This is a genomic window from Succiniclasticum ruminis DSM 9236, from assembly GCF_900112895.1.
GTDB lineage: Bacteria > Bacillota > Negativicutes > Acidaminococcales > Acidaminococcaceae > Succiniclasticum > Succiniclasticum ruminis.
This window is the reverse complement of record NZ_FONL01000005.1, coordinates 111182-124834: the sequence shown is the minus strand read 5'-3', so window position 1 is coordinate 124834 and position 13653 is coordinate 111182. Positions and strand designations below refer to the sequence as shown.

Sequence of the window (13653 nt, the reverse complement as noted above, 5' to 3'; positions counted from 1 at the left end):
GCTTTCACAGCCTTCTGTTCCGTTTCTGTCAGCTTCTTCGCAATATCCGCTTTCTCCTGCTCGACTTTCTCAGCCTTTTGTTCCGCTTCCGCCAACTTCCTTGCGACGTCCGCTTTGGCCTGTTCTGCTTTCACAGCCTTCTGTTCCGTCTCCGCCAATTTCTTCACGACGTCCGCTTTCTCCTGCTCAGCTTTCACAGTCTTCTGTTCCGTCTCCGCCAACTTCCTTGCGACGTCTGCCTTGGCCTGTTCTATCATTACAAAACTATTTTCTTTCTCGATTAGTTTTTTAGCTATAGCATCGCGGTCTCGAACGAGGTTTTGTTTTTCTCCAGTTACTTTATCACGTTGTTTTATTAAATCCAAGCTGTCTGCAATAGCCAAATTAAATAAAAACTTATCATTTTCTGAAAGCATATTTCGCTTTTTCTGTTCCTGCTCAGATAACCTTCCATATTGATTTCGGGCATTGACCGAAAAACTTCTAAGCAAGCTCAATAAACTGCTCAACTCATTTTCAGTACATTCATTCTGCAGCAAAAATCTATAAGCCTCTTTTAAACATACAAAGTAGCCAAAAACAGAATCAAACCCTATGGACCGAGTCATAATAGAATTAGCTCTCAGCCTCCTGTGGTGCAAAACCCGGTGAATAAATTCAACCCGTCTCGCAAGCAACATTGTCTGCAAAGTGTACAATTCATCCTCGTGGATAATCCCCTGATAGAAACGAACCTGACTTTCAAACAAAAATGATTTTCGTATCATCTGTTTCCATACCGAACAACTGTAATCATAATTAACCCGCATTTTACATAGCAATTCTTTTCCGCCATAAACTGCATTATAATCGAATTTCACTGCATAATACTTATTTTTGTCATCGACAATATTCTGCGGAATTCCCTCTTCCCCAAAAGCAAATGTCTCAAAATATAAAATATCAAGGGATTTACTTTCCATTTCCTTGTAGGCAATTTCTAACATGTTGGGTTCTATATAATCATCGCTGTCCAAGAAATAAATATATTCACTTCTTGCTTTGTCTATTCCAACATTTCTGGCGGTACTAACTCCCTGATTTGTCTGCGAAAACAAAACTACTCTTTCTTCAGTCTCTGCATATTTTTTTAGAATTGAATAGGAATCGTCACTGGATCCGTCATCAATACAAATAACTTCAAAATCCTGCATCGTTTGTCTTAAAACGCTGTCAATACATTCACTTAAATAATTCTGTGCATTATATACTGGGATTATAACGGAAACTTTCGGAATTCCCATAATCAATACGCTCCTTTAAAGTTTTCTTTCTATTATTTCATTTTTTTAGAATACTTTAGGTAACTTTTAATATTATAAACCATATACGTAACCAATAGTGTAGCCAAAACTATGACAAAACCTTTAACACTCGCAAAAAAAGTTTTATCAATATAACGATATTTCCATGATAATAAAGAAACGCACCATCCAATTGCAATATGATAAACATATACATTTAAGGAAAGTTTGTTCCCTATAAAGTTTAACATTTTATTATTCCAGTCAGAATATTTAATGGAAAATAAACATAATAAAATAAAAATAATATATGTACCAAGGTAATACTGAGATGAATGAAAATTAAAGCGTTCCCATACACTCAATACCCCGCCTAACGCAAGTAAACACGAAAAAACATCCTTCCTAAATAAAACCGATGGAAGATTTCTAATTTTCGTTTCTATAAGTCTAAAATATATTCCCAAACAAAAAAACGGCAAAGCTCTAAAAATAAATAAATGAAAGTATGAGATATAGCTGGTCGAAAAAGGTGTTTTGAAATAGGATTTAATACCTAAAACATTATGAAAATTATCAAGAGCAGAGAACCCTATCATTAGTACAATACCCAAAACTACATATGCGGCCTTATTGTTTTTAAGTTTCTTAATATACCCGGGGGGGGGGTAATTGTATAAATTAAATAAAATAATATATAAATATATAGTAATGAAAACATAAACCATAAATGACCATATATTAGTGGATGATTGGCTATGAGAAAACGCAAAAAATGATCAAACGTAATGCGTTTCTCTAATACGGAAAACAACCTATTTTGTGAAAAAAACAACAAATTATACAAAATCGTAAAGATGACATAAAATACTTCTGCATTTATGATTAGATTCAAAACATGTAAGATCTTCTTTTTGGTTTCGTCCCAATTAAAAAAGAAACCGGAAACGAAAAAGAAAAAAGGAACCGAAAACTTGGATAGCGTACTGGCAACAATGCCATAATTTCCCGAAAAATTAAAGTGAATTAAAATTACGGCAATACACGATATTCCTTTTAAACAATCTATTGCATTATATCTTTGCATAAACACTCCAGTTTTTCTATAAAACCCCAATTTTGATATTTTTATTTTCTTCGTTGTAATATTTAGCAAGCAAACTTCTCGTCTCATGCAATTCTTTAAAATCTTCACTATTGTAAATATCGATTCCGCATTTATATAATGTATCTAAAAAGAAATTCATATTAATATCATCAGGTATATTACGTAAGCTTTTAGGATTAATTTTTTTGTAAAAATCTAATTTATGGCAAGTTAAGAACTCTATTACATCTTTAGGAACGGAAGTCACCATTTTTTCACCTAAAGATTTATTATATTTAAAAATATGTAGAAAAAGAAAATCCATTACATAGTCTCGCCCAAATTTCAACGGGGTTTTAATGGTATTTATTGGGCATTCCCCTCCCACAAAATTCAAAAGAACATCTTTTCGTAATCTTTTTGTTGATCCCGGTTTAGCTAGCGAATTGATTGCCGTATTAATTAACGATGGATGCAACATCTTTTTTACAATCATTGCTGTACCAACTTCTGTTAAACCAAATGTTGGTCTAACTTGTCGTATATTAAGATAACTTCCTGGGTAAACATAGTTTGGGTAAGTGCAATTAAAATCGTGAAATGCTTCTAAAATATCACCCGAAGCTGCATAACCGATAGCAAGTTTTTCTGCATAAAGTATTGCTCCTATACTGAAAGCGGGTACATAAAATTTACTAGCATACTTAAAAAAGTTACTCGCTCGACAATTGGTTGCAACATTATATGTTTTAAATTGACTGAAGCATAACTTTTCGTCAGCAAAGACCCCCCCGTAGTCCAAGGATATAAGTTTTAGCCTACCTGGATTAAACAAATTCATAGCAGCTAAAGAATCAAAACCACCTGAAAATAACAGTGCAATATTGTTCAAATTAGTATTATTTCGGTTATTAATTGAGTCTGCAATCTCTTCTTTACAAGTGATTTCCGATTTTAAACCATTACGTAAAAAAGACAGACAGTTTTGTGGAAGTGGAAGATCAATATATACTTTTTTATACGCATTCATAATCAATGCGATAAATGAACAGGCCAAAGCCGAATTTGATACGTTATTTTCGCAATTGAATTCAAAATAAATATTTTCTTCATTTCTTGGTACACTATCCATCTCCGTTACTACCGTAAAATCAATTCTAGTTGTCTTTTTATTAATGTTGTAAAAGCTAATTTTATTCATTTGATTTACCAAAATTGCCTTTCTTTAATTATTTTTCTTTATAAAACTTTAAGTTCACAATGTCAGGCTTATACCTAGGTAACTATACACAACAGTTACTTCCTTCCCGTCAGTTTTCTGGGCAACCAGGTAATAATGCGTCCTATTCTAAAAGAATATCCGCTCTTGACATTAGTTAGTTCTTTCGCAAAGAAATCTTTTTCTCGCTTAATTTTATCAAGTAATGCTTTGCCCTTTTTGTTCTCTTCTGTTTCTTTCTTTAGATTGGTTTCCAATGTTTTGTTTTTATTTTGTGCGTTTTGTAGCGTTGCTTTCGCTTTTTTCAATTCATTGTCAACGCGTTTTACCTTTTGAATTTCTGCGTTTACGGCCTTGATTTTACCGTCATATTGATATAATGTAAGATATTTAAAAAGTATCCTTGCAAAATCTTGCTCATTATCTTTTTCTTTTGCTATCGGAATATTTTCAAAAAAATCCTCCCATTCTATTTCTATATTCTCGTTTGCAATTTCTGTTATCAATTGTTTCCCTTGTTTTCCTAATTCTTTTATGCGCTCTTTGTTACTAAGCAGTTCAACCACAGTTTGGGCTAATATTTCATATTTTTTTTGCGGCACTGTAATGATTCCTCTTCCGTCTTGCATAAAAGTTAACCAAGGCATATCATAACTTATTACGGGTAAACCAAAAGCTAACGCTTCGGCAATAGTTAGACAAAATCCTTCATATTTTGAGGTGCAGATCATCGCTGAAGAACGTTTATAATACGCTCCAACATCCAATGTAAAACCAATCACATCTATATTGGCCTCTAATTCATATTGCTGAATTAATTCGCGAATCTGTTTATTTAAAGTCTCATTTCCATCACCAACGAGAAGCAACTTTGCATCAGGTATTTTTTCGACCACAAATTTCATCATTTTTATAGCGTCTAATGGCTGCTTTTCATAAGAAATACGACCAACCCAGACTAATGTATTTTCATCGTAAGTACTTAAAGGAAGTTCTTGTGGCTTAAAAGCTATAGGATTGTCTATATAACGAACATGATTGTTAAACGAGGAAACAAATAACTTATCGCATTCAGATAATGTTACTACCCCATCACAAATCATATATTTATAAATTTGAGTTGTTGCATTATTCCCCTGAAATTCAAAAGGCACTGCACAAAAGCTTTGGGTATGGATAATAAAAGCCGGTTTCGATTTTTGTCCCTTTATGGCAAGCATGTCCCAGTAAATAACAGGATCCACCCATAAGCTACTTACCACAATATCAATGTTAAAATCTTGTATTATATTAACCCAAGCTTTATATCGTTCCCGAAAATGTTCTTTCACTGAACTCGCAAACGGTGGTACAAAAGCTCTTTTCACCTTTTTAGACAAACCATATTCATCGGCCACTGGTTCAACATCTGTTACTAGAACAACGTCATACAGATAGTCTCCGCTTTCATCCTTCATTTCGGCCCAGCGATTGCAAAGCATAGCTACCACGTGCTGTGCGCCACCGTTCGCAATACATCGGTAATATGCTGCAATCGTTTTTTTCTTTTTATCTCGTTTTTTATAGCGAAAGAACGCTACATCTTTCATCAGTTCACCAATACGAACTTCCGGATCCCAGTCTGTTCTCGCCAGAAAACACAAAACATCTTCCAGACCAAATACTTCTGTCAACAATTCAAAACCTTCTGATTTAGCAGAATCATAAAGATTGTCCCGCCATCGCACCACACATTCATTTAAAAAGCCATTATAAATGCCCTGTAGAACCTCACTGTATTTTTCCTTTTCATGTTTGCCTTCTAAAAAACGTGTCAAAGCTTCATGGACTCTTTTTTCGGTTAATAACGTTCTAAAGTTACTTAACGGAATAAAATCCCGACCGGTAACGCCCAAGCCAAAATTGTATTTATATAGTTCATCTTCTATCCCATAATACGTTTTAGAATAAAAAGCAATTAAAAAGAATGCATATAAATCCTGTGCTTTTGGGAAACTCCCGTCTTCAACTTCCGAAAATGCTTTTCTAACAATTTGACCATTATAAATCTTATTCCAGATCTGAAATCCAAATTTTCTATCTTTCCAGCAAGAAATAATTAAATCTTCCGTCACTAAATTTCCCAAAAAAGGCTGAACTAATTTTTTATTCATATCAATTCTGGCCTGTGGAACTTTAGCACAATTATTAATAGTGGTGTTGAAGTGGACTATATCTGTCTGATATTTCTCTATAGCATTATACGCCTTTTCGCAACTGTCCGGATACAACTCGTCATCACCGTCAACAAACATAATGTATTGACCGGTCGATACAAGAACGCCATCTTTTCTTGTTTGGGAAGTGCTTTTATTCTCTTCATGGAAAACACATATTATCCGGTTGTCCTTCATTGCGTATTCATAAAGAATTTCTCGGCTTGAATCTACAGAAAAGTCATCGACACAAATAATTTCTATATCCTGAAGTGACTGGCTTAATAAAATATCCAGACAGTTTCTCAAGTATTTTTCTTTGTTGAATATGGGAACAATAACCGATACCTTGGGCAACATTACGAGCACTCCTTCTAAACAGTTTGAAAATTCTTATTGAAATAAATCTTGTAACAATACGGCCAATAATAATATAGCTTAATCCCTCGTAAACAAATCCCTAGTATATACCTTGTCCTTCACATCTTCCAGTGTTTTCTCCCAACGGTTTGCTACAATCACGTCGCTGATCTTCTTAAATTCATCAAAATCGCGAATCACCCGGGAGTTAAAGAAGTTGTCATCTTTCAAGGTTGGCTCATACACAACTACTTCAACCCCATGGGCCTTGATCCGTTTCATAACGCCCTGAATTGCAGAAGCCCGGAAATTATCCGATGCCGTTTTCATCGTAAGGCGGTACACACCTACAATTTTCGGTTTTTTGGCTAAAATGGAATCTGCAATAAAATCCTTGCGGGTATGGTTTGCCGCTACTATGGCGCCAATCAGGTTTTGGGGCACATGGGCATAGTTGGCAAGCAGCTGTTTGGTATCCTTCGGCAGGCAATATCCGCCATAACCAAAGGATGGATTATTATAAAAATCGCCAATGCGCGGGTCCATGCACACGCCTTTTATGATATCTTCTGTGTTCAGGCCGCGCACCTGGGCGTAACTGTCCAGTTCGTTGAAATAGGCCACCCGCAGTGCCAGATAGGTATTGGCAAACAGCTTGATTGCCTCCGCTTCCGTAGAATCAGTAAACACCATGGGGATATCCTTTTTGATAGCCCCTCCTGCCAGCAGGCTGGCAAAGGTTTTGGCCCGTTCCGATTTTTCCCCCACTACAATACGCGATGGGTACAGGTTGTCGTACAGTGCCTTCCCTTCCCGTAGGAATTCAGGAGAAAAGATAATGTTATTCGTGTGGTATTTTTCTTTTATTCTTTTCGTATAACCTACCGGAACCGTTGACTTGATGACCATAACTGCATCCGGATTGATTTTGATTACCTGATCAATGACCGATTCCACAGAAGAAGTATCAAAATAATTCTTATCCGGATCATAATTGGTTGGCGTGGAAATAATAATAAAAGCAGCACCGTTAAACGCCTCCTCGGCGCTTAACGTTGCTGTAAAGTCAAGCTCTTTTTCAGCCAGATATTCTTCTATTTCTTTGTCTACAATTGGCGACTTTTTGGCATTCAGCAGCGCAACTTTTTCCGGAATAATGTCCAGAGCTACCACCTTGTTATGCTGCGCCAATAAAATGCCGTTTGACAAACCTACATACCCTGTACCTGCAATAGCGATTTTCAACCCAATACCCTCTTTTCTTTAATATTAAGATAAAAACTGCATTTATATTAACATTAACGGTTTTTATTTTTCCATAAAAAATCACGTATTTTTCGCGGAATATAGGTAAATATCCGCCCTGTACGAAAAGATACCGAATGATATACATGCCACAACTCATCCTCTAACCGCTGCTTTTGCTCATCCAACAGGATTAGATTCTGTCGATACATTGCATTTTCATTCCGCAATTGTTCTGCTTCATGATTCAGGTTTTGATTTTTTTCATTTAAATCATTATTTTCAACACTTAATTTTTTATTTCCTTCCTGTAGCTTCCTGTTCTCCTCAACTTTTGCACAACATTCATTAATATTGCGACAATAACGGTTATATAAATCCCGTAACTGGGTTATGATATAATCTTTTTTATCCTTATTTTCATCCAGCAACTCCGTATCGATAGCTTCATTGATTTTTAACAACAATATAAAAGTATCTCGGTTGTCCTGTGCCAGACAGGTTTGTATGGCTTCCTGCATATGCGCCTCATCAATATGGCTGATCACAACATTATGCAGTTTTGCCATATGCAGTTCTTTAGACATGGACAAGTTATCCAGCCAGCCACGCAACATATCATTAATTTTTTCTGCCGGCCAGGCACCCGGCGGAAGCTGGTGCCCGGAACGAATATTATAAGTAACTTCTTTTACTCCATAAAAACTTTCGGCTTTTAACATTGCTTTTAAAAAGAATGGCGGATCTTGAAATCTTTTATAATCCGGAAAAAGAATGTCGTTTTCGATCAGTAGTTTTCTTTCAAAAATAAAGCGTTGGTAACCATAATCAAATTGATAGTCCTGAAAACGGATAATTCCTTCCTCTGGAATTGTAAAATCTTTTAAATAGCCAGAAAAAGTCCATTTCCTTCTGCCGTCAAAACCTTCCATAGAACCGCCGCATATTTTTGCGTTATGCTCTATGGCCTTTTTATAAAGAACTTCTAAAATATTCTTATCAGGATATAAATCATCACCGTCCATAAAACACACAAATTCACCGTTGCAATGGAGCAACGCCTTATTCCTAGCGGTAGAAACCCCCAGGTTCCCCTGAACTTCAACAATGACCCGGGAATCTTTTTTTGCATATTGTTTCAAAATGTCTAACGACTTATCTGTTGAACCATCATCAACACAATACACCTCAATCTCTTTCAGCGTTTGCGTCAACACACTGTCCATACATTCTTGCAGAAATCGTTCTTCATTGTATACCGGCACAATAACCGATACTTTAGGTCGACTAATCAAACCTGCTCCTCCATGCCTATCTGAACTATCAAACTAATTTTCCGAAGTTCCCTATTGCCAACAATGCGCTTTGTCAACACCTCATTAGCCTGATACCTGTGCTATTTTGTTTTTGCCAGTTCTTTTTCCACACACTGCAATGCACTGTAAATTACGTCATCCATATCGTAATATTTGTACTCTGCAAGTCGACCGCCAAAAATCACATTTTTTTCTTTTTTCGCGAGGCTTGCATATTTTTCATATAGAAGCTGGTTTTTATCATTATTAACCGGATAATATGCTTCTTCACCAGGTCTCCATTCTGCCGGATATTCTTTTGTCACATAAGTAACCGGCTGCTTTCCATACTCAAAATGCTTATGTTCGATACTGCGGGTATATGGAACTTCCCGTGCGGTAAAATTCATAACCGCAACGCCCTGATGATTCTCTTCCTCCAGTCGTTCTGTTTCAAAACGCAAACCGCGGTATTCCAGTTGCCCCAGCCGATACCCAAAATAGGCATCAATAGGACCGGTATATATTACCGTCCTGGCCGAATCCCTGTATACCTCCCGCTGCTCATTGTAATCCACACCGGTTCGAACCTCAATGCCTTCTAACAATGCATCAATCAGCTTATTGTAGCCGCCCATGGGAATTCCCTGGAAACGGTCATTAAAGTAATTATTATCAAACGTATAGCGGACAGGAAGTCTTTTGATAATAAAGGCAGGTAACTCAGTACAGGTTCTGCCCCATTGCTTTTCTGTATAACCTTTGATCAGTTTAGTATAGACATCAGTACCAATTAGCGAAATTGCCTGTTCCTCCAGATTTTTTGGTTCGCCGGTAATCACTTTCCTCTGCTGGGCAATTTTCTCCGCTGCTTCTTTCGGCGTAATTACCCCCCACATCTTGCTGAATGTATTCATGTTAAACGGCAAATTATACAGTTCCCCATGATAATTGGCTACCGGTGAATTCACATAATTATTAAATTCTACAAACCGGTTCACATACTCCCACACATTTTTGTAGTCTGTATGGAAAATATGAGCTCCGTATTGATGGATATTAATGCCTTCTTTTTCTTCGCAATGAATATTTCCGCCTACATGATCACGCCGTTCAATGACCAGTACACTTTTTCCGCGGGCTTTCATTTCATGCGCAAATACACTGCCGAACAAACCACTGCCTACAATCAAGTAATCATACATGAACCAACTACCTCCATTTTAATGGTCTCTAAAATTTAACGTACAGAAAAACAAGAAACTGTTGTCACTTATAAAATCAAAACAGTTTTAATTAAATAATTATAGCACAAAAAACTTCCATTTTATAATTAAAAATCTCCTTTAAACTAAAGCCAACATCTGATATAATGAAATGCAATCTTTATTATTCATAGTGGAGCTGTCTTATGGAAGAGAAAAGAAACAATATCATTGATATCGCAAAAGGCATTGGCATAATCTGTGTAATATTAGGACATTTGGGTGTGTATGGCATAGTAAAAGTAGTATATACTTTTCATATGCCCCTGTTTTTTTATATCAGTGGCTTTCTTCTTAATCAAAAAACAAATTTTTACGCGTATGTTAAAAACAAATTTTTAAGCTTAATGAAGCCATATGCCACAGCATCTATATTGATAGTTATTTTCTCCATGATAATGGCATTTAGTCATGGTGCAGACTATTTTCAAGCAGGCTTTGCAAAACTAATCACTGCGCTATACGGTGGAGGTTATAACCAGAAAATTCCTTTCAAAGCCTCTTCTGTTGGCGCAATCTGGTTCTTATGGGCATTATTTTGGAGCAGCATTACCTTAAAATATCTTTCCGAAAAAAAACAAACGCTACGCATTTGCACGGTAATTATTTTATTTCTGTTTGCTACTATATCAAAAGACTTTATATGGTTACCGTTTTGTATTCAATCCGGATTTTTCGGTTTACTGTTTATGTATTTTGGTTTTTTATATAAAGATATTCACCGATCAATTTTCCCACATATTTCACAAGAATGTAAAATGGTTATTATGCTGATACTTAGCTTGTGCTGGGTCTGGTGTATTATAAACTTTAAAGACGTAGCCTTGTATCGTGCTAACGTTTATCATGGAATCATTGACATCGTAGGTAGCATAGGCGGTTGCCTCTGTGTATTTATTCTTTCCGGTTATATTTCACATTATACTAAAGTTCTTGCCCAAATTTTATCTTGGCTGGGTGTTTATAGTGTCCTGATTTTAATCTTTGATATTTTAGGTTGTTTTTATATTAATTGGCATTCTCTTTTAACTTTCTTTAATACATTAATCCCTATCGGAAAAGGTTTTTACGCATATCTTGTTTTCCGAATAATTGGGAAATTTTTCTTTTGCTTTGGTCTGGCATATCTTGTAACCCGTTCTGCTTTCTTAAAATCTTTGTTTGGCATTCGTTAACACTACAACAATGCTGGTATTTATATAGCGAAAGTCCCCATTATCAAGTGTGCTTCATATAAAAGCTGACGTTGTTTTCCGCAGTTTACAGTTTTATACAGTTTTATATTAAATATTAATAATTAATACTGTTTCTTTTTCAACTCACTTTTCAGCAAACTTTACAATTGCGTCAAGTGCCAACCGTAATTTTGTGCTGCTTGTTCCTTGCGTATAGGGAAAATATATAATTTGAACGCCTTTATCTTTAAAATATTCTTCATAACGATTAAAACGTTCCGTTCCCTTATAATCGCTTCCTACGAAAAGATAATCATATTTTATAATCTGATCGTAAACATCTTTGTCCTCCGGCAATGATTCTATCACCCTGTCAACGACATCAATAGAACCTACTATTCGCATACGTTCTTCAAAGGGAATAAACGTAATTTTCCCTTTGTGTGAAGCATCTTTATGGACGCCAACAACAAGATAGTCGCAATATTGTTTGGCCCGTTTCAAAAGATTTAAATGGCCTACATGAAACAAATCAAAGGTGCCACTCAAATAGCCTACTTTAATTAGCGGAGTTTTGTTAATTCGTGCGGTATTGCTTTTATAAGTATAGCTTTCAGTCCCGAAATTCAAAGGATTTTCGTGATACCTTGCCAATACAGCCTGATAGCACTCCCTGTACTTAGGGATGTATAGTTCTTGCCTTGATTCTATTGCAGCTATAAACTTATTTGCCAAGGGAATCAAACGCTCAACATTTGTTTCTTTTCCTTCAAATGAAGTTCCATCCAAATGACCGGGTGCAATATTTGTTATAATATTAGCGCTTTCGGTCATTTTTAATTCTACATTGACCCCCTCAATAAATTTACATAAAGCAGCTTTGGATGCACTGTAAACCGAATACAACGGCGATGCCAGCAGACCCGTAATTGAGCTGATTACGCAACAGTAAAATGGTTTTTTGTTTTGCAATCTTGGATAAAACAGTCGAATTATTTTAAGAATAGATGTGCAATTAGTATTAATAACCTTTTCGATTTCACAGTCTGTAAAAGTGGAGAACTCGGCTAATCTGCCAATTCCTGCCGTTATGATCAGCGCATCGGCATCTAAATGTTTTTGCAGTATAGAAATATTATCTTTATTTATATCAAATTTTTCAAATGTTACATGTTGGATTTTATCCAATTTGGAAGAATTCCGTCCCAAAACCGTAACATGAACATCCTTCCTTTCAGATAAAACACCTGCCATTGCTAAACCTATTCCACTCGTACCACCAATGATTACTATTTTTTTCTCATCCATAAATTTTCTCACCTTAAACAATACAAACAAAATTTATATAATTTATCAAACGTTTTATTTACTCTTTTCACTGTTTATTAAAGCCAGCATTTCCGAAACGTTATTGTAATCTGCCATAGCGTTTAACATACCCGGATGATGCGTATTACAATTTTTAGGAAGGCTCATATAATCTCCCCAATATTTATGCAGAAACTTATCAGTAAGGTGGGGACAGGAAAACACACCGTCTTCAAAGTCAATTTCCCGCAAGGGAAAAATGTCATTATATTCATAGGCAACCCGCTTAAATGCAAAACAGTGATAGGCTAAAAACATAAAAGCTTTATCTGGTACCGGCTTGTTTTCTAAAAGCTCTTTTTTGTATATATCATGAATTTTCTTTTTGTATCCTTCCGGTATAATGCTCTGACGGAAGGTTATGATGTTAAAGGGCACACTTTTATACAACTGCTGTACCTTATTATTAAAATCTCGATACTTGTTTCCCGCAGGCAACGCCACTGAGTTACCCGAATCATACGGGAAAATATCTACCTGAGCAGAAGTTCTTTTGTAAAAAATACGGATTATATCCCCCTCGCTATAAGAAAAGCCATCATGACAGAATTCCGGTATAATCGTTTTTAATTTTTCATAATCCGCCCGGGGAACAGAGATATCAATATCATCATCCCAAGGGATGAACCCTTTATGCCGTACTGCTCCAAGAAGTGTTCCAAAATCCAGCCAGTAATGTACTTCATGTTGTGCAAAAAACCTGGTCAGTTTTTTTAATATGGAAAGAGAGGCCAACTGCTGAATTCTAAGCTGCCCTCCGGCTTTGGGAAGTTTGGCCGGTTCTATATTGATTCGTAGCAGACCGTCAATTTGTGCCAATGATGTTTCCAATCGTTTCAATCTGGCATCAAGTTCATTAATTGTTTTTAACTTATCTTGCAAATCAGCCAGTTCTTTTAATCTGATATTAATCTCGTTCAGTTTCTGAACTTCTGCTTCTAAATATCCTTCATTTGTTTTGTTTTTTTCTGCTTCCATCTTTTCCGCAGCCTGAAGTTCTGCTTTTATCTGCATTTCTTCCTGCTTTTTCTTTTCCTTCTCTTCTTTTGCTTTATTAAATTCATCTCTTATATTCTTGCCAGCCTGAATTGCCTGGTAAGGTAAAACTTTTTTCAAAAAATTTTTATATTTCTGTTCCATAAAAAACCTTCCTGCTACCAA

General features: G+C 35.9%; 9 protein-coding genes and 1 pseudogene. 1 reads left to right on the top strand and 9 read right to left on the bottom strand.

The window, feature by feature from the left end; all coding sequences use genetic code 11:
• From BM159_RS05710 to glf, 7 genes and pseudogenes are all read right to left on the bottom strand, one after another.
• The coding region (locus tag BM159_RS05710; protein ID WP_093913297.1) for a glycosyltransferase at window positions 1–1283 on the bottom strand (1283 nt) is incomplete at its 3' end.
• Window positions 1284–1315: 32 nt separating this feature from the next.
• Window positions 1316–2370, bottom strand: a pseudogene (locus BM159_RS12255) (acyltransferase family protein).
• A 16-nt stretch (window positions 2371–2386) separates the two neighbouring features.
• Window positions 2387–3571, bottom strand: a complete 1185-nt coding sequence (locus tag BM159_RS05700; RefSeq protein ID WP_177205934.1) for a hypothetical protein — start codon at window positions 3569–3571, stop codon at window positions 2387–2389.
• A 95-nt stretch (window positions 3572–3666) separates the two neighbouring features.
• Window positions 3667–6144, bottom strand: coding sequence for a glycosyltransferase (locus BM159_RS05695; RefSeq protein ID WP_093913294.1), 2478 nt, complete (start codon window positions 6142–6144; stop codon window positions 3667–3669).
• A gap of 78 nt (window positions 6145–6222) precedes the next feature.
• Window positions 6223–7389, bottom strand: coding sequence for a nucleotide sugar dehydrogenase (locus tag BM159_RS05690; RefSeq protein ID WP_093913293.1), 1167 nt, complete (start codon window positions 7387–7389; stop codon window positions 6223–6225).
• A gap of 53 nt (window positions 7390–7442) precedes the next feature.
• Window positions 7443–8684 carry a glycosyltransferase gene (locus BM159_RS05685; RefSeq protein ID WP_093913292.1) on the bottom strand — a complete coding sequence of 414 codons (1242 nt, stop codon included), beginning with the start codon at window positions 8682–8684 and terminating at the stop codon, window positions 7443–7445.
• A 101-nt stretch (window positions 8685–8785) separates the two neighbouring features.
• Window positions 8786–9889 (bottom strand): UDP-galactopyranose mutase, encoded by a 1104-nt coding sequence (glf, locus tag BM159_RS05680; protein ID WP_093913291.1) that lies wholly within the window; start codon window positions 9887–9889, stop codon window positions 8786–8788.
• 206 nt (window positions 9890–10095) lie between these two features.
• Here glf and BM159_RS05675 point away from each other — a divergent pair, with 206 nt between their 5' ends.
• Window positions 10096–11124: an acyltransferase family protein gene (locus BM159_RS05675; protein ID WP_093913290.1), complete on the top strand. Its 1029-nt coding sequence runs from the start codon at window positions 10096–10098 to the stop codon at window positions 11122–11124.
• A 144-nt stretch (window positions 11125–11268) separates the two neighbouring features.
• Here the strand turns inward: BM159_RS05675 and BM159_RS05670 are convergent, their stop codons facing one another.
• Entirely contained in the window at window positions 11269–12432 is a 1164-nt protein-coding gene (locus BM159_RS05670) for an SDR family NAD(P)-dependent oxidoreductase (protein ID WP_093913289.1), read from the bottom strand.
• 54 nt (window positions 12433–12486) lie between these two features.
• The gene (locus BM159_RS05665; protein WP_093913288.1) at window positions 12487–13632 is read right to left on the bottom strand and encodes a LicD family protein; all 1146 of its coding nucleotides are present in this window, start codon (window positions 13630–13632) and stop codon (window positions 12487–12489) included.
• Window positions 13633–13653 lie beyond the last annotated feature (21 nt).

What these genes read in the sequence shown, in the direction of transcription:
- BM159_RS05670 (WP_093913289.1), bottom strand. Translation starts at nt 12,432, where the DNA reads ATGGATGAGAAAAAAATAGTAATCATTGGTGGTACGAGTGGAATAGGT.
- BM159_RS05675 (WP_093913290.1), top strand. Translation starts at nt 10,096, where the DNA reads ATGGAAGAGAAAAGAAACAATATCATTGATATCGCAAAAGGCATTGGC.
- BM159_RS05700 (WP_177205934.1), bottom strand. Translation starts at nt 3,571, where the DNA reads ATGAATAAAATTAGCTTTTACAACATTAATAAAAAGACAACTAGAATT.
- glf (WP_093913291.1), bottom strand. Translation starts at nt 9,889, where the DNA reads ATGTATGATTACTTGATTGTAGGCAGTGGTTTGTTCGGCAGTGTATTT.
- BM159_RS05695 (WP_093913294.1), bottom strand. Translation starts at nt 6,144, where the DNA reads ATGTTGCCCAAGGTATCGGTTATTGTTCCCATATTCAACAAAGAAAAA.
- BM159_RS05665 (WP_093913288.1), bottom strand. Translation starts at nt 13,632, where the DNA reads ATGGAACAGAAATATAAAAATTTTTTGAAAAAAGTTTTACCTTACCAG.